The sequence below is a fragment of the Dorea sp. Marseille-P4042 genome (assembly GCF_900290215.1).
GTDB lineage: Bacteria > Bacillota > Clostridia > Lachnospirales > Lachnospiraceae > Dorea > Dorea formicigenerans.
Map to the genome: position 1 here is coordinate 616,551 of NZ_OLMI01000001.1, position 18,558 is coordinate 635,108.

The window sequence follows — 18,558 nt, forward strand, 5'->3', positions numbered from 1 at the left end:
TTCATACCACACGGATTGTTCCGCATTTCACGCTCTTACAATCCCACGCAATATTCGAATATCGTGTAGTATACACCACACTGGTATTCTATATATTTGCTGCGATTTCATCACCCATCCGGGCTGTTCCGATCTGAGTCTTTCCTTCAGACATGATATCAATGGTACGATATCCGTCTTTTAATACTTTTGCCACAGATGCCTCAATTGCGTCTGCTTCTTTGTCAAGGTCAAAACTAAATCTTAACATCATTGCTGCAGAAAGAATTGTTGCAATTGGGTTTGCGATTCCCTGTCCTGCAATATCCGGTGCAGATCCGCCGCTTGGCTCATAAAGGCCAAATTTTGTCTCGTTCAGGCTTGCGCTTGCAAGCATTCCGATGGATCCTGTGATCATACTTGCCTCGTCAGAAAGAATATCTCCGAACATGTTCTCTGTCAGGATTACATCGAACTGTTTCGGGTCTTTTACCAACTGCATTGCACTGTTATCTACAAGCATGTGCTCCAAAGTTACTTCCGGGTAATCCTTTGCAACTTCTTCCACTACTTTTCTCCAGAGTCTGGAAGAATCCAGAACATTTGCTTTATCTACACTTGTAACTTTCTTTCTGCGCTTCATTGCAATGTCAAATGCTCTCTTTGCAATTCTGCGGATTTCATTCTCGTTATATGTAAGACTGTCAAATGCAGTCATCACTCCGTCGACTTCTTCTGTCTTTCTCTCTCCAAAGTAAAGTCCACCGGTAAGCTCTCTCATGATCATCAGATCAAATCCGCCTTCTGTGATCTCTTCTTTTAACGGACATGCTCCTTTCAATTCATCGTAAAGAATTGCCGGTCTTAAGTTTGCAAAAAGATTCAACTCTTTACGGATACGGAGAAGTCCTGCCTCCGGTCTTTTAGATGGCTCTAATTTGTACCATGGCGATGTACTTGTGTTTCCACCGATAGATCCCATCAGAACTGCATCGCAGGATTTTGCCTCTGCTACTGTCTCATCGGTAAGAGGAACACCATGCACATCGATGGAAGCTCCACCCATCAGTAACTGTCTGTACTCTATATTATGACTGTAACGCTTGGCTACTTTATCTAATACTTTCATCGCCTCTGTTACGATTTCCGGGCCAATTCCGTCCCCTTTGATCACGCCAATTTCTAAATTCATATGTATCTTCCTTCCTAAACTAGTGCTGCAAAAAAATCTATGTTTTTTATATTAGCCTATTTTTTAACAGATTTCAATACTTTAATACGCTAAACCTATCAAAAAAACTGCTCCGGCACCTAGAAAATAAGCAAATACTCCATCAAAATCACATATCTAATGCAATTTGTATCATATTATCAAATCCCAGTTGTCGCTCCCTGGCAGATAATTTTTCATCTTTGTATAAATGATCGGAAATTGTAAGCATGCAGAGTGCCTTTTTTCCTGCTCTTGCTGCATTCATATAAAGTGCTGCTGCTTCCATTTCCACTGCAAGTACTCCCATCTTGCGCCAACGGTCATTGACTGTCGGATCATCATTATAAAATACATCGGAAGTAAGTACATTTCCGGCACGGACTGTCAGACCTTTCTCTCTTACCGTGTTTACGGCACTTTCCAGTAATTCATAATCCGCAATCGGTGCAAATGTTCCCGGAAGATTATACTGTGCGGCATAATTCGAATCTGTACAGGCACCTACAGCAATGACCACATCCCGAAGATCCACATCATCCTGAAGGGCTCCTGCCGAGCCGATGCGGATAACTTCTTCCACTTCATATTCATGGTACAGTTCATAAGTATAGATTCCGACCGATGGGACTCCCATACCGCCTCCCATAACAGAAATCTTCTCTCCTTTATAAGTTCCCGTGTATCCGAGCATATTTCTCACAGTATTAAAACATACTGCATCTTTCAAAAAATGTTCCGCAATATATTTTGCACGAAGCGGATCTCCCGGCATCAGAACTCGTTTTGCAATCTCTCCTTTTTCTGCTTCATTGTGTGGTGTTCCCATAGCATTATCTCCTCTCTTTTCTAATCCGTATACGAAGTGCTTCTACTGCTGTACGAATCGGTGCCTCTGTATCATGCACGACTGGATTATCCAGTCCTTTCTTTGCACGCTCCTGGTTCGCCATTGTAAGAAGAACCGTTCCAATCCGTACTTTCCTGTAACTTGCCACAACGAATAGTGCTGCTGATTCCATCTCTGAGGCCAGGCAGCCACACTGAACCCATGCATTCCATTTATTTAACAGTTCATATCCAACAGGCTTCGTCTGTGGTGCATGCTGCCCATAAAAAGAATCTTTACATTCCACCACACCCACATGATAAGGAATTTTCAGATTTTCTGCTGCCTCTACAAGCGCATTCGTGATATGAAAATCCGATACTGCCGGAAACTCAACTGGCGCATATTCTTTGCTTGTTCCTTCCATGCGGACTGCTCCTGTAGCAATGACAAGATCACCACTTTTTACCTCTAACTGCATACCTCCACTTGTTCCCACCCGGATAAATGTATCGGCTCCTACATTTGCCAGTTCTTCCAGTGCGATTGCCGCAGACGGTCCTCCAATCCCGGTCGACGTTACACTGACTTTCTCCCCTTCCAGATAGCCGGTATAAGTTGTAAATTCACGACTGTCTGCTACAGGCAGAGCATCTTCAAAATGTTCTGCAATCTTCTGACAGCGCTTTGGATCTCCGGTCAGGATCACATATCTCCCAACATCCCCTTCTTCCAGTTGTACGTGATACTGTCTGTCTTTGTCTTCTGAATAATTAATCATATGACATACCTCCTTCGCATCATTACACATGAAACTTTTTATACATTTCTTCTTTAAATTCTTTTTTTCTAAATAGAAGTAGTCTTATAAAGAATAAAAAGCTTAAGCCCACACAGATAACTGCAAATGCACGGTACAAGATCACACCTGTCGCCATCAGAATCAGAGGCAGTACCATGCTGTAGACCGATGCCATTACATAATAAATCATATATTCTTTTGGCGGATGTGACTGGATCCTTGCAATCAACTCCATCAATATCTCCACAATCAGGCAGACTAGCGGCAATACCAGATCTACCGACCACCTGTGCCACCCTGTGAAAATATCCCACAAAATACTTCCTATGCTCACAATAAGCAGCTGCCACATCGCATTCTTAAGTAAATTATAACGCTTCAGGTATCCGGTTGCAAATGCAAGCCACATACTAAATCCTCCTGCTACCGCAAATATCCACCAGTGTAAATCTGGTGTCAGGATCAGATTTAACATGATACACAGAACAACTGCTGCAATACAGCAGAAATTAAAAATCTGAAATACTTTCTTTCCTTCATAATTGGGTTTAACCTCTTTCGGGTAATCTGCTTCCACTTTTTTTACGAAGATTCCCTGTTCCTTCAATATGCGATAAAAATTACGCTGAATATTCGTGCTGTCATATCTGGAAGTAAACGCAAATGACAATGTATCTCCAAAAGAGCATACACAAAGCTCTGTACGCATGGTGCTTGTGTAAACTCCGAAACGTTCAATATATTTTGCATATTCCGGCGGCATCTTCACCACACTCATATTGGACAATACTGCTGTCACTTCCCGCTCTGCAAGCTTCGCTCCCATCTTGATACAACGGTTCTTCAGTTCCAGTGGCGCCCATTTTAAAATTTTATGTTTCTCATAGGCAATCAGATTGTTCATACGTTCCGCAATTTTTTCTTTTGACAGATTTTCTTCAAAATACTGCTTTGTTGCTTCCAGCACATCATCAAAAGAATCTTTGCCTTCCCCGAAACGATATCCCGGTTCAATATAACTAAAAAAATTCAGCATAGAATCAGATGGAAAAATTTTTCTCAAATTCACTGGAACCATTAAAATTACAGGCTTCTTTTCCTGAATCTTACTTTGTTCTTCATGAATCGCACAGATCATCGCTGCCGTCAAAAATACAGACATGGATACGCCATGTTTTCTTGATACTTCCAGAAGTTCTTTTACTGAGGCAGTCGTCTCGCCAATCTGAAGTTCTTCATATTCCTTACTCTCCCGGCGAATCTGATAAGCATGATTCTTTTTCTTTCTCGTGCCACGCTCATCTGGATTGTAGTAACGGCCAAAACCATCCTCCTCCTGATCTTTTACTGTCAGATCTTGCTCCGTAAGGATCACATTTTCCAGACCATCCTTTTCATGCATCAGATAAAGATAGTTCTTCACAAGCTCACGCAAAAATTCAGTTGCTCCCGTCCCATCTGTCAGTGCATGAAACACTTCAAAATTAATCCGGTTCTTATAATAGGTGACTTCAAATAATAATTCTTTTTTATCTCTTATATAAAGATGGCTGCACGGTTCCTTGTACTCTTCCCTTACGACCGGCCACAGATCACTTTTCTCAAGATAATGCCAGAAAAGTCCTTTTCGCATGACTGACAGAAAGACCGGATACTTCTGGATTGTCTGATCCAATGCCATCTTAAGAACACTTCCATCAATCTTTTCTTTTAATACGCAGTAAAAGCGAAATACCCTTGTATCCTTCGGGCTGCTGGCAGCGGAAAACATTTTTGCCGCATTGTCCAGATTCCGCCAATACGCTCTTCTTTGCTGGAACACTTTTATTCCCTCCTACTTAAGAACTGATTGATCAGTTCAAAACTTTCCTGCACATGGAAATACCGGATCCCAAGCGCAAAATATCCGTGAAGCGCATCTTTGATTCGATGAACCTCCACGTAATTACCGGCTTCCTTTAGCCGTTTTCCATATTCTTCCCCTTCATCTCGAAGTGGATCGAACTCTGCTGTCAGAATTAATGTATCCGGTTGATTTCTGTAATCCGTCTCCATCAGTGGTGCAAAATATTTATTCTTCTTATCCTCTTCTCTGGCCGCATAAAAATCAATATAATCACGCATCTTTCCCGCTGTCAGAAGATAATCACTCCCACAGTCTTTTACTGACTGGAACCTGGATGTTTCACTGTAGTCATGATTCACTGCCGGATAGATCAAAATCTGTCTTTGAGGATTAAAAATCCCATCATCTCTTGCTTTCAGTGAAACTGCTGCCGCAAGATTTCCGCCGGCACTGTCACCAATCAATGTAATGCGTTGAGGATTCACATTTAAAATAAACCGATTTGTATAAATGGCTTTGGCCACTGCATAACAGTCCATAAAACCTGTTGGAAATGGGTGTTCCGGCGCCAGTCTGTATTCTACCGACACCACAATATGTTCTGTCGCGGATGCCAGTCTTGCACAGATTCTTTCATAATTATCAATACAATCCGTTACCCAGCCGCCACCGTGGAAGAACAAAAAGACCGGAAGATCTTCCGTCACCTTTTCTCTCGGCAGATAAATACGCACCGGCACTTCGTAATCTCCGTTATATATCTTGTAATCGATTGTTTTGTGAAAGATTTTCATTGGGTCTATCGCTTTGAGGCTGGCAAGATGTCTGGCTGCCTCCACCTCAATCCCGTCAAACGACAGTGCCTTTAAAATCTTCTTCATAGAATGATTGATCGCCATATAGAAAAAGAAGAACCCCGGTCCCGGGATTCTTCTTCACTCCTCATCTTCCTATTCAGCAGATGCTTTCTCAACCTGTGCGATTGCTGCTTTCTGCATCGGGATTCTACAGTTCTTATTATTACCAAACTCTACGATAAGATCATCATCTGTAATGTCGATGATTACTCCGTAGAAACCGCTTGTTGTAAGTACGGTATCACCGACTTCCATCTCTGCGATCATCTCCTGGACTCTCTTCTGCTCTTTTTTCTGTGGGCGCATGAATAACATATAAAATCCACCGAATATTACTACATATACTAAAATCAGTACTACCCAGTTTGTTCCTGCACTCTGTGCTGCCAATGCGTACATAATATTTCCTCCTAAATTTCATTAAACACTGTTTCTACTATACAGGAATTTGACATTTTCATCAAGATATTTTCATCATTTCTACGTGATTTTATAAATATTTTCTCTTTTCATGATCATCACCTGAAAATCCTGCCCGTTCCTGCACCAAATATCAGCTGCGATTTTTCTGATCTGTCTGCAATCTACTCGCCCTCTGCCATTCTACGAAGCTTCTCTTCTTTATATTCTTTGTATCTTCCTGCCTCAATTGCCTCACGGACCTCTTCCATCATCTTATTATAGAAATATAGATTATGAAGTACACAAAATCTCATGCCGAGCATCTCCTTTGCTTTCAGAAGATGTCTCACATAAGCTCTGGAATACGTTCTGCATACCGGGCAGTTACAACCTTCCTCAATTGGTCTTGTATCTAACTCATACTTGGCATTGAACAGATTCATCTTTCCATGATTCGTATACACATGCCCATGGCGTCCGTTTCTGCTTGGATATACACAGTCAAAGAAGTCAACACCACGTTCTACAGCTTCCAGAATATTCGCCGGTGTTCCGACTCCCATCAGATATGTCGGTTTATTTTGTGGCAGATGCGGCACAACTGCATCCAGAATCCGGTACATCTCCTCATGACTCTCTCCAACTGCAAGTCCGCCAACTGCATAGCCATCCAGATTCAGTTCTGAAATCTCCTGTGCATGGCGCACACGGATATCCTCATACACGCCGCCCTGATTGATGCCGAATAACATCTGATGCTTGTTAATTGTATCCGGCAGACTGTTCAGTCTGTCCATCTCTGCTTTACATCTCTTAAGCCATCTGGTCGTACGGTTCACAGAATTTTCCATATAATCCCGGTCTGCAACGCTGGACGGACACTCGTCAAATGCCATCGCAATGGTGGAGGCCAGATTGGACTGGATCTGCATGCTCTGCTCCGGTCCCATAAAAATCTTTCTTCCATCGATATGAGAGTTAAAGTATACTCCCTCTTCTTTTATTCTTCTGAGCCCTGCCAGCGAAAACACCTGAAATCCACCGGAATCAGTAAGAATCGGCTTGTCCCACACCATAAACTTATGAAGACCGCCAAGTTTCTTTACGACTTCATCTCCCGGTCTTACATGAAGATGATATGTGTTGGATAATTCAACCTGTGTCCCAATCTCCTGCAGATCTGTTGTTGACACCGCGCCCTTGATTGCCGCAATAGTTCCTACATTCATAAATACAGGGGTCTCAATGACCCCATGTACTGTATGTAATCTTCCTCTTTTGGCAAGACCATCTGTCTTTAATAATTCATACACAATCTTTCCCTCTCTTTAATAATGACATACTACCGGGCATCCATCCGGAATCAGGTCATAAAGTGCCGCCGCTTTATCTTTCGGCATATTAATACAGCCATGTGAACCATGACTTAAATATCTGTTGCCTCCAAATGAAGACTGCCATGTTGCATCGTGGAATCCGATACCTCCATTAAATGGCATCCAGTAAGCAACCGGTGTCTCGTACTCGTAAGTTCCATCTGGTTTCTTTGTTCCGCGAAGTGTCTTATTTCTTGACTTGTATGTCAAAGAATAGGTTCCCTGCGGTGTCGCATTTCCCTTGTTCGGATTACCTGTTACAATATCTGTCTCCAGCGCAATCTGTCCGTCTTTAATAAACCACATATGCTGCGTGGTAAGATCGACTTCTGCATATGTATTTCCCATATCCATTGCAGTATGGTTGACTGCACGACTGGAATATTCCGGCTCTCTTGTTACAGTCTCAGCATTCTGGATATTGGCGATCAATGCATCATACTCTGCATCCTGATCGATTTTCCAGCCATAACCGCCACCTTCAACCGTGACAGTATTGCCTGTTGCAGTTGTAAACTGACGCGGTTTTCCTTTCGTATTATATTTTGTTGCAAGAGCAGCAATATACTCTTTTACTGCTTCCTGATTAAATGTAACGTTCATATCTGCATCCACAATCACCCACTGTGAAATGACAGATGCATCTACCACTTCTGTATTCGGATTAAAGTCATATGTAATATTCGCTCCAAGATAGCTGTTCATGGTATCCTTTGCTGCCACTACTTCCTGGGAATCTGATAAAAATCTCGGTTTGATATAGCAGTTCGTATCTGTCAGATTCAAAGTATCCTGGAATCCTTCTATCGACTCTCTGATATCTTTATTAAATGTCTCTGTATCAATCTGCGTACCAATGACCTCTGGCACGATCACAAACTCTGTATTCTGGAATTCTGGATGCGCATCTACAGAAGCCACCTGATTCTCTTCTTTCAGGCAATTCAAACTCTCAATACGCCTTGCAAGTGCATTCTCATCATACTTCACTCCAATCTTTGCCTCAATCACCGGCTTCTCCCACAGAGATGTAATCCAAAGAAACTTGTTCTGCTTCTTTGCCAGCTCTTTAACTTCATCTCCCGGCACATATTCCAAAGAAATCTCGCTTCCTGTAATCTGTTCACTGTCGCCGTCAGATTCCTGAAGTGTCAAAGTATAATCCGCAACCTGTTGTTCCATATATTTTTCCACCTGTGCAACACTCTTCAATGCAAAATTATTACCATTGATCGTTGTGTTGAACATAAAATGACTGTCAAAGTAAACCGCCATGCCAATATAAGCAACTACCAGAACTGCTAAGATCACACCAAACGTGATACCTACCTTCTTGCCAATGCCGCCTCTCTTTGGTTTCTCATCTTCATCTTCGTCCAGAGATACAAAGTCTGTCTCGAAATCTTCATCGTCATTATAATCTACGTCAAACTCGTCTCTGCCTTCTTCTACTACTTCTTCTTCGTACTCGTTTTTCTTCTTTTTTCCAAACATGTTCGTCAAACTCCCCTTTTCTAGTTCACACGCTATCATTATAATATGCACTCTTCTAAAAGTACAGAGCTAATTCACGAAAAATTCTTGAAGAATTTATTAAGATTGTTTTATAATAAAAAGGAATCTATAACAAAACCTATGACATCAAAGGAGAAATTGACATTATGGCTGGATCAACTTATGGAACATTGTTCCGTATCACCACATGGGGAGAATCTCACGGACCTGCAATCGGTGTTGTGATCGACGGGTGTCCTTCAGGACTTTCCTTAAGTGAAGAAGATATACAAAAACAGCTCGACCGAAGAAAACCTGGCCAGAGTAAATTTACAACGAAGAGAAATGAAAGCGACACTGCCCAGATTCTCTCCGGTGTTTTCGAGGGTAAGACAACCGGCACACCAATCTCTGTCATTGTCTACAATCAGGACCAGCGTTCCAGAGATTACGGTAAAATTAAAGACTGTTACCGTCCCGGACATGCTGATTATACATTTGATGCAAAATATGGCATCCGCGATTACCGCGGTGGCGGACGTTCTTCTGCCCGTGAAACAATTGGCCGGGTCGCAGCCGGTGCAATTGCAAAAAAAATCCTGGAACAATTAGGAATCGACCTGATTGCCTTTACCCGTTCTATTGGAGATATCTGTATTCCTGAAACGGAATATCGTTATGAAGATATTGCCGAAAATATGTTATATATGCCAAATAATGCTTATGCAAAAAAAGCTTCCGATTATCTGGAATCCTGCATGAAAAATCAGGATTCTTCCGGTGGAATTGTTGAATGCCGCGTAAAAGGCATGCCGGCCGGAATCGGTGAGACAGTCTTTGATAAACTTGACGCTTCTCTCGCAAAAGCTGTCGTTTCCATTGGCGCTGTCAAAGGTGTGGAAATCGGTGACGGATTTGAAGCTTCAAAAAGCCACGGCAGCAGCAACAATGATGCATTTATATGTCAGAATGGTGCCGTTATAAAAAAGACGAACCACGCCGGCGGAATCCTCGGAGGTATGAGTGATGGTTCTGAGCTGATTTTGCGGGCTGCATTTAAACCGACTCCTTCCATCAGTAAGGAACAGCAGACCATCAATACGGCTTTCGAAGATACGACGATTGCCATTACCGGACGTCACGATCCGGTTGTTGTACCAAGGGCTGTTGTTGTTGTAGAATCTATGGCCGCAATCACAATTTTAGACCAGATGATGATAAATATGTCCGCAAAGATGGATGCCTTAGAAGCATTTTACTGTAAAGAATAATAACGTCAAAAAAAGAGAAGTCCTAAGCTTTTACCCTTACGACTTCTCTTTTCAACTCATTTATCTGTACTATAACCCTACTTTTCCCACATCGGATTTTCTTCACACATAGCAATTTGTTCCGGCATGATTGGGAGTTCCCTGAATCGGTGTCCGGTTGCATTATAAATTGCATGAGCAATTGCCGAAAGTGGTGTATTGATCACGACCTCACCGATAGATTTTGCGCCAAATGGACCAGACTTTTCATAGCTGCTCTCAAACTCTACATGAATATGACCGATATCTTCTCTTGTCGGAATCTTATATTGCATGAGAGAATTTTCATAAAGTCTTCCCTTTGCATCATAAGTGATATTCTCCGTCAGTGCCATTCCGATTCCCTGAAGGATTCCGCCCTCAGCCTGAACTCTTGCCAGGTTTGGGTTCACCGGAGTCCCACAGTCAACAGCAGTATAATAATCTATCACTTTTGCCTGTCCGGTCAGAAGATCCACTTCCACATCTGCCACGCCTGCCATAAATGGCGGTGGTGAAGTTGGCTGGCTCATGGTCACAGTCTCTTCCAGAGCAATACTGTTGCCCGCCATAGACGCTGTTGCAATATCAAACAGGGAAACTTCTGTTTTTTCCAGAGTCTTTTCGCCTCTATAGATGACTTTATCACCGTCAAATTCTACTTCTTTCTCGTCACATCCAAGCATCTTAGCTCCGACAAGACGAATCTTATCTCTAAGCTTTCTCGCACACAGCTCAGTTGCCTTTCCGGTTACATAAGTCGTACTGGATGCATAAGATCCTGAATCATATGGTGATGCATCCGTATCTGCTCCAAATACAATTACTTTATCAAGCGGACACTCCAATACTTCTGCTGCAATCTGTGCAAGAATCGTATCACAACCTGTTCCCATGTCTGCTGCTGCAATTCGCATAATGTAGAAACCTTCATCATTCAGTTTTAGCGCTGCACTGCCTACATCTAATCCACTGATACAAGATCCCTGCATGGCAAGTCCCATACCAAGAGCACGGACTTTTCCATGTCCTAGTTCGCGGACCGGATAATTCTCATCCCAGTGACTCATCTCTTTCACCTTTGCAATACAACGGTCCAAGGCACAGCTTGTATTTGTCTCACCGTAAAATGCAGGCATGACCTGTCCTTCTTTTACTATGTTCATCTCACGAAGTTTCATCGGATCCATATGGAGTTTTTCTGCCAGTTCATTAACTGCCGTCTCAATGGCAAAAAGTCCCTGTGTTGCACCATATCCACGATAAGCTCCAGAAGACATAACATTCGTATAAACCACGTCGTAAACAAAGCGGAATGCCTCTGCTTTTCCGTAAAGCGGAATCGATTTATGCCCGGACAGTCCGACTGTTGTCGGCCCATGTTCCCCATAGGCACCTGTGTTAGAAATGGTGTACAGATCAATTCCACGGATAGTTCCATCTTTCATAGCTCCAAGTTTCACATGCATTTCCATCTCATGTCGCGGAGAAGAAGCTGTCATACATTCCTCACGGGTGAAAATAATCTTGCTCGGCTTCTTTGTCATCCAGGTCACATATGCCGGATAGACCTCACAGACCGCTGTCTGTTTTGTTCCAAAACCTCCTCCGATACGCGGCTTGCTGACACGTACCTGTGATTTTGGAATATGAAGTGCATTTGCAATGATCCTTCTGCAATGAAACACAATCTGGGTAGAGCTAAATACATTCAGACGTCCATATGTATCAATGGAACAATATGTACGCATTGTTTCCATCATCGTCTGCTGGCACGCTTTTGTATGATATACCTGGTCGATGATAATGTCACAGTCTGACAGTACTTGATCAATATCTCCATGTTCACTCGCCTCATGTGCGCACAGATTTCTTTTATTATCTGCTCCTACCGGACAAAGTGCCTCCCAGTTATCTTCCGGGTGCACCAGAATTGGATTATCCAAAGCTTTATGATAATCAAGGATCGGTTCCAACACCTCGTACTGTACCTTGATCATGGAAATGGCTCTGTCCACCGCTTTTTCTGTCTCTCCTGCCACAATCGCAACCGGATCTCCTACAAATCTGACATGACGATCCAGAATCAGACGGTCATATGGACTGGGTTCTGGATAAGTCTGTCCTGCACATGTAAATCTTCGTCCGTTCTGGTCGATATCCTTCCATGTATAGATGGCCTCAATTCCAGGAACTTTCATTGCCTTATCTGTCTGAATCTCCTGCACCACCGCATTTGCATGAGGGGATCTGAGCAGTTTTACGATCAGACAATCTTCCGGGATCATATCATCCATATATACTGGCTGACCGGTCACAAGCTGCATGGCATCTTTTTTTCTGACTGGCTGATTTACAATTTGCATGATACTTTCTCCCCTCTTTTTTCTTTCCTCCAGACAAGGAAATTCTGGATTCCACGAAGCTGTCCCTCATATCCGGAACAGCGGCACAGATTCCCTGCCAGATACTCTTTTATCTCTTCCTCATTCGGAAATTCATTTTCACGGAATAATGCCAGTGCATTCATAATCATGCCCGGATTACAGAAACCACACTGCTCTGCTCCCTGGTCTGCAATGAATGCGCCAAACTCTTCCGCTTCTTCCTTAAGCCCTTCAAGCGTTGTGACTTTATGTCTATCTACTCTGGCTGCCAGAATAGAACAGGATAGTACCGGCTTGTCATCTAAAAATACTGTGCAAAGTCCACAACCTGAAGTCTCACATCCACGTTTTACACTTTTACATCCATGCTTTCTTACAAAATCTATAAGAAGCAAGTCCGGTTCGATCTCTTCCTGAATTTTCTTTCCATTAAGTACGATACTAATCTGCATGTCTGTCACCTCCCAGTATACGAAGTGCGCGAACGGTCATAACCTCTGCCAGATGGCTTCGATACTCAGCAGTTCCTCGCATATTACTTCCAGTCGGAAGCTTTTCTTTTATCTCTTTGGCAAATGTGTGCATCACTTCTTCTGTAACACTTCCATCTGTCAGCCCCTTCAACAATCCAGCCGTGTCTTCGAACAACATAGCTTTTCCCGGTCTGGCACCGATACTAATACGCATCTTATCAGCAAAGATTGCTGCTGTCAGGTTAAGTGTCGGGAAATCTGTCACTGTATTTCTCACAGACTGATAACAAATATGAACTGGCGTCTTCTTTATTATAATGTGAACCAGAATGTCATTGTCTCTTTTAAGTTTCGCAAATTCCTGAATGGACATGATTCCTCCTTTGTAAAGCTCCACATCACAATCTAATACAAGCAGAAGTGTCAACACATCTGAGAATCCAAATCTGCCGAACAGACTTCCTCCGACTGTTGCAAGATTACGGAACTGTACTCCTACAATATGTCGAAATGCGTCTTTCACTGCGCCTTCTGTATAATGAGACAATCCTTCATGCAATTCCATCTGACGAAGCGTGACCATGCAGCCGATCCTGAACTCCTCTTCTGTCTCTTCGATCTGATTCAGCCCAAGTCCGGACAGGTCGATTGCAGTCTGCACATTAGCATCACTCATCTTTACCCAGAGCATACCTCCAATAATCCGGTTCATGCGCTTCTGGTTCAGCTCCCAGGCTTCTTCCAGGTTTTCTACCTTTTTATAATTCTTGATCTTAATCATAATCTCTCTTCATTCTCCCTGATTTTTCAGAAATTTTACAATCCATTTTGCATAAATAACCAATTATATTTTACGGAAATATAGGTGATTTGTCAAAACCTGTTTTTGTTCTTCTTTATCCTTCAAAAATCTGATCCAGATGTTCCAGAATTACATCTGCACTGATTGGTTTGGCAATGTGACCATTCATACCAGCCTTGACCGCCTTTTTACGGTCTTCCTCAAAAGCATTTGCAGTCATCGCAATGATTGGGATATTCGCACATTTGTGATTGTTCAGCGTACGTATCTCCCGGGTTGCAGTATAGCCATCCATCTTCGGCATCTGAATATCCATAAAAATCAGATCATATTTCCTGCCTTCTGCTGATGACATGATATTCACAGCATCTGTGCCATCCTCTGCTGTATCCACTTCCAGACCAATTTCTTTCATGATTGCTGTTGCAATCTCGCGATTCAACTCATTATCCTCTACAAGAAGGACTTTTTTACCTGCATAACTCTTTCGGTTTTTCGCCTGATCCTTCTGTTTTTCATTCTTAAGGAGTTCTCTTTGCGCCTGACTCATCAGAACTTCCCGCAGCTCTGAAAGAAACAACGGTTTTGACACAAATGCGGTTACTCCCGCCTCTCTTGCCTCCTGTTCAACATCTGACCAGTCATAGGCAGTCAGGATAATAATCGGATACTCCTTTCCAACCACCATACGAATCCTGCGTACTGTCTCGATTCCGTTCATATCCGGCATCAGCCAGTCAATGATATACACTTTAAATTCCTGATTCTGTTCATACGCTTCTTTTGCCCGAAGTACCGCTTCTTTTCCAGAAGTTGTCCAGTCTGCCGTCATTTCAATCTCACGCAGCATTCTGCTCACACTCATACAAGTTTGTGCATCATCATCCACCACAAGCGCTCTGGCACCTTTTAGCTCTGGAACAGGTTCCCGTTTCACTGTCTCTCCTGATGTTTCGCATTCAAGCATAATTGTAAATTCTGTTCCTTTTCCGGTTTCACTTTCAACCTGAATTGTACCGCCCATCATGTCCACAATGTTTTTGGTGATCGCCATTCCAAGACCGGTTCCTCCAATCCCATTCTCCGTAACAGTATGCTCTCTTGAAAAAGAATCAAACACATGCTTTCTAAACTCCCTAGACATTCCGATTCCATTATCCTTCACACTGAAAACGACCGTTATGTATCCATCTCTTCTACATGGCTTCTCCGAAACACGAATGTTAATCATACCGCCGACCGGTGTGAATTTTACAGCATTACTGCAAATATTGAGAAGGACCTGTGTCAGACGCAGCTTGTCGGTAATGATATCTTCATGAATTACATCCTGTGTATCAATATAAAGATCCTGCTGTTTGGAATGTACAGATCCCTGAATGATCGTTCTTAAATCATGCAAAATATCCGGCAGGTGTACCGTTGTATATTCAATTCGAACAGAACCGCTCTCGATTCTGCTCATATCCAACACATCATTGATCAGGCTAAGCAAATGCTGACTGGATGTATGGATTTTATTCAAATAATCCAGAACAAGCTCCGTGTTGCCAATATGCGTTGTCGCAAGTGCTGTAAATCCGACAATCGCATTCATCGGCGTACGGATATCATGGGACATATTATTCAGGAACGCTGTTTTCGCCCTGTTTGCATGTTCCGCAACTGCGAGTGCATTTCTCAGATTCTTATCCCGCTCTATCTCTCGTTCTTTTTCCTCTGTTACATCACGGTTCGCAACCAGAACTGTACTTAGTTCCCCAGTTTTATCATATCCCTGCGGCACAATGATTATTGTCAGCCACCTTCCTTCTACTGTCTGAGCTGTAAAGCTCAACGTCTCACGTTCTTCCAGACGCTGTGTCACCGTACTCATATTGATAAATTCACGATATTTCTCCTGAAATGGATCTGTAATAACCTGCTGTATCAGTTCCTCCAGGTGCGCTTTGGAAAGAATATCCCCTTTCTGATCCGGCTTCATATTCCTTGAAGATTTTACAATTTCGATTTTCCCTGTTTTTATATTCACAAGAGAAATAGAAGAATATGCATGGCCAAGTGCATTGATCACACGAAGTCTCTTCTGATCTTGAAGGATACTTCTCTTTTCTGTTCTGTTCCTGCTCACCCAATAAAGAGAGAAAAGAAGTAAGGCAAGTAACACATAAATCACACATACAATATTTCGTGTGATGTAAACCTGGCTTTCCGGGAAAAAGATATATGCATCATAGTCTTTAATCTTCTCCTTGCGTCCATACCAGTTTCCGGCCTTTGAATGAAGGCAGACAATTTCATTCCCCCCTGCCTTAAATTCATTTTTATACAATGACTTTGATTCTTCTACAGAACTCGAAAGAAGCTCCTGTTTATTGGTACTGACAACCTTGTCATCATCACAGATCACTATGCTTCCATTCATTTCAAAAGGAAAATCCGCAAATAACGATTTCATCGTCAGGTCTCCGTTTAACTCACTTACTTCCTCTTTCTGCATATATGTGATCACTATCCCTGCTGCATCCTGTCTTGCCACTGCCGCAAAATCATAGAGCTTTCCTTCATTTCTCAGACGGGTCGTATAAGTCTTTTGGGGGTACTTGGCAATATCACACACATAATCACTTTCAATCAGCTTTTGCCACAATAGCATAGCATCTCCATCTTTTGCAGCCTGTTCTGTCACTTTCTGGTTCTGATCCAACACAAGGATTCCTGTCAGACGCTGTTCGTTTGCATATTCATCCAGCATCTCCTCACTGAGATTATCTTCCTGTGCTATGACCCGGCTTAATTCTGTTGTTTTGTCCATCAGGCGTACCAGACTTTTCACCTGGTCATTCGTATTATAGATCTCATACCTTTCAATCCTGGTTTTTGCAAAGTCAAATGTCTCATTCAACGTACTATTCAGTTTTTTATTATCACTCGCTGTCAACAGAAGAAAAATCAGGATTCCGGAAAAAATCAGAACAAACACCAATAAGCATGCATTTTTGTCAAATTTCTTTCCTTTGCTTTTACTCCTCTTATCTTTTTTCTGCGTCTGCGGCATCTGCGTTCTTACCTGTCTGCTCATTTGCTTTTTCCTCCCGGCAGGATTTCATCCGCATCCAATCCGTACTTTTTGACTATTTCTTCTGTAATGCCCTCATTTCGCATCTCTTCGAGAGTTTCTGTAAGCTCTTGTGCTACTTCTTTGTGGGTTCCTTTTTTAAAAGCAATTCCAAGTTCCGAAGTATAGATACTCTCGTCCAGCATACGGTATGCATCCTCTCCATCTCTCACCAGGCTGCTCAGCATTGCCTCATGACCTGCAATCGCATCTACATAATTTTTTCTAAGTGCAGCATAAAGTTCATTCGTCGTAGAAAAGCAGTTTACCTGCTCCATTTGTGGAAGATCTGACGCAATCTTATGAAGGAAAAGCTCCTCTGCCTTTGTGGTCGCCTGAACCGCAATCTTCTTTCCTTCCAGATCCTGAATCGTATTGATTTCACTCTCTTTTCTTACAGCCACCATCTGACGACTGTACAGATACGGACCTGCCCACTGATATTTATCTTCTCTTCCATTCATGGAATAACAGCTCCACAGACAGTCGATTGTTCCTTCTGCCAGAAGTTCGTCTTTATCTTCCCAGACTATATTCTCAAACTTAGGCTGGTATCCCAGCCTCTGAAATGCTTCCTTGGCAAGTTCCACATCAATACCTTTATATTCACCATTACTCACCTGATAACTGTAAGGTTCAAAATAATCCATTCCAATGACAATCTCCGGCAATTCGTTGTCTGCCGCATTCTCTTTCTTTACTCCACACCCTCCCAGCATAAGACTGCCAGCCAGAAGAACTGCCATAATACAAATTCTTTTCCGATAGGTATGGGAGTTATTCTTTCGATTTTTTCTCATATCCAGTTCCTTTTCGTTCTTATCTTTATGTCCATAAATAAATGTATTGTCAAACTGATTTATTATAGCATTCATGATTTATCATGTCCATAAAAAACTTCCTTCATCTGCATGTTTGCTCATTTTTACATTCTGAAATTTTACATTCATTTTTCAATTATTTTCATTTAAACTGTTGATTTTTAGTATTTTTCCTGTATAATGATTTTCAGGTCGTTTGTTAACAAATACTAAACTTTGTGTTTAATTTTATTTTTGTTGGCGACGGCTTTTATCATGTTTACTTTAAATCAACACAAGGAATCCATAATGATTCTTTCAGAAAGGTGGATTTTTGATGGATATCGGCAAAAAGATTAAGGAACTCCGCGTCGCCAAGGGGCTCACCCAGGAAGAGCTGGCAGACCGCAGTGAACTGTCCAAGGGATTTATTTCCCAGCTGGAACGGGATCTCACCTCCCCGTCCATTGCGACATTGATGGACATTTTGCAGTGTCTGGGCACAACCGTCTCAGAATTTTTTCAGGAAGAGCCGGAAGATCAGATTGTATTTCAAAATGAAGACTATTTTGAGAAAATTGATTCTGAACTTGGCAGCAAGACCGAATGGATTATACCGAACGCTCAGAAAAATATGATGGAACCGATCCGTCTGACTCTAAAGCCTGGCGGATTAACTTACCGGGATCTCCCACACGAAGGTGAAGAATTTGGTTATGTATTAAAAGGAAGTATCAAGATTCATATCGGACATAAAAGTTACACTGCAAAAAAAGGAGAATCTTTTTATTTCACACCTCACTCTGAACATTATATAGAAGCTTTTGGCACATCCGGTGCCGTTATTTTATGGGTCAGCACCCCTCCGAACTTTTAGGCTGAGCAGACTTCTTA

At 42.3% G+C, this 18,558-nt stretch carries 15 protein-coding genes; 2 read left to right on the forward strand and 13 right to left on the reverse strand.

Annotation, left to right across the window (positions count from 1 at the left end):
- Positions 1–88: 88 nt before the first annotated feature.
- From leuB to C7E02_RS03210, 8 genes are all read right to left on the reverse strand, one after another.
- Entirely contained in the window at positions 89–1,171 is a 1,083-nt protein-coding gene (gene leuB, locus C7E02_RS03175; protein ID WP_105308777.1) for a 3-isopropylmalate dehydrogenase, read from the reverse strand.
- 148 nt (positions 1,172–1,319) lie between these two features.
- The gene (gene deoD / locus C7E02_RS03180) at positions 1,320–2,018 is read right to left on the reverse strand and encodes a purine-nucleoside phosphorylase (protein ID WP_105308778.1); all 699 of its coding nucleotides are present in this window, start codon (positions 2,016–2,018) and stop codon (positions 1,320–1,322) included.
- A 4-nt stretch (positions 2,019–2,022) separates the two neighbouring features.
- Positions 2,023–2,799: a uridine phosphorylase gene (gene udp / locus C7E02_RS03185; RefSeq protein WP_105308779.1), complete on the reverse strand. Its 777-nt coding sequence runs from the start codon at positions 2,797–2,799 to the stop codon at positions 2,023–2,025.
- Between the two features lie 22 nt (positions 2,800–2,821).
- On the reverse strand, positions 2,822–4,642 hold the full coding sequence (locus C7E02_RS03190; RefSeq protein ID WP_005336754.1) for a DUF6320 domain-containing protein: 1,821 nt from the start codon (positions 4,640–4,642) through the stop codon (positions 2,822–2,824).
- Between the two features lie 2 nt (positions 4,643–4,644).
- Entirely contained in the window at positions 4,645–5,565 is a 921-nt protein-coding gene (locus tag C7E02_RS03195; RefSeq protein ID WP_005336756.1) for an alpha/beta hydrolase, read from the reverse strand.
- Positions 5,566–5,616: 51 nt separating this feature from the next.
- Positions 5,617–5,922: a preprotein translocase subunit YajC gene (gene yajC / locus C7E02_RS03200; RefSeq protein ID WP_005336758.1), complete on the reverse strand. Its 306-nt coding sequence runs from the start codon at positions 5,920–5,922 to the stop codon at positions 5,617–5,619.
- Positions 5,923–6,107: 185 nt separating this feature from the next.
- The gene (gene tgt, locus C7E02_RS03205; protein ID WP_005336760.1) at positions 6,108–7,238 is read right to left on the reverse strand and encodes a tRNA guanosine(34) transglycosylase Tgt; all 1,131 of its coding nucleotides are present in this window, start codon (positions 7,236–7,238) and stop codon (positions 6,108–6,110) included.
- A gap of 15 nt (positions 7,239–7,253) precedes the next feature.
- Positions 7,254–8,795, reverse strand: a complete 1,542-nt coding sequence (locus C7E02_RS03210) for a L,D-transpeptidase family protein (RefSeq protein WP_186279111.1) — start codon at positions 8,793–8,795, stop codon at positions 7,254–7,256.
- A 167-nt stretch (positions 8,796–8,962) separates the two neighbouring features.
- On the opposite strand from C7E02_RS03210, the gene aroC reads away from it, so the two are divergent.
- On the forward strand, positions 8,963–10,066 hold the full coding sequence (gene aroC / locus C7E02_RS03215) for a chorismate synthase (RefSeq protein WP_022279319.1): 1,104 nt from the start codon (positions 8,963–8,965) through the stop codon (positions 10,064–10,066).
- A gap of 77 nt (positions 10,067–10,143) precedes the next feature.
- Here aroC and C7E02_RS03220 read toward each other — a convergent pair whose 3' ends face one another.
- The 5 genes from C7E02_RS03220 to C7E02_RS03240 all read right to left on the reverse strand — a co-directional run bounded on the left by C7E02_RS03220 (position 10,144) and on the right by C7E02_RS03240 (position 17,739).
- The gene (locus tag C7E02_RS03220; RefSeq protein ID WP_022279318.1) at positions 10,144–12,450 is read right to left on the reverse strand and encodes a xanthine dehydrogenase family protein molybdopterin-binding subunit; all 2,307 of its coding nucleotides are present in this window, start codon (positions 12,448–12,450) and stop codon (positions 10,144–10,146) included.
- Positions 12,438–12,923 carry a (2Fe-2S)-binding protein gene (locus C7E02_RS03225; RefSeq protein ID WP_005336782.1) on the reverse strand — a complete coding sequence of 162 codons (486 nt, stop codon included), beginning with the start codon at positions 12,921–12,923 and terminating at the stop codon, positions 12,438–12,440. The genes C7E02_RS03220 and C7E02_RS03225 overlap by 13 nt, the downstream gene beginning before the upstream one ends.
- On the reverse strand, positions 12,913–13,725 hold the full coding sequence (locus tag C7E02_RS03230) for an FAD binding domain-containing protein (RefSeq protein WP_105308781.1): 813 nt from the start codon (positions 13,723–13,725) through the stop codon (positions 12,913–12,915). Before C7E02_RS03230 ends, C7E02_RS03225 begins: the two co-directional genes overlap by 11 nt.
- A gap of 115 nt (positions 13,726–13,840) precedes the next feature.
- Positions 13,841–16,828 (reverse strand): response regulator, encoded by a 2,988-nt coding sequence (locus C7E02_RS03235; protein WP_105308782.1) that lies wholly within the window; start codon positions 16,826–16,828, stop codon positions 13,841–13,843.
- Entirely contained in the window at positions 16,825–17,739 is a 915-nt protein-coding gene (locus C7E02_RS03240) for a substrate-binding periplasmic protein (RefSeq protein ID WP_242978726.1), read from the reverse strand. The genes C7E02_RS03235 and C7E02_RS03240 overlap by 4 nt, the downstream gene beginning before the upstream one ends.
- A gap of 262 nt (positions 17,740–18,001) precedes the next feature.
- Here C7E02_RS03240 and C7E02_RS03245 point away from each other — a divergent pair, with 262 nt between their 5' ends.
- A complete protein-coding gene (locus C7E02_RS03245; RefSeq protein WP_005331176.1) occupies positions 18,002–18,541 on the forward strand; it encodes a helix-turn-helix domain-containing protein in 540 nt (179 codons plus the stop codon).
- The last annotated feature ends 17 nt before the right edge of the window (positions 18,542–18,558 follow it).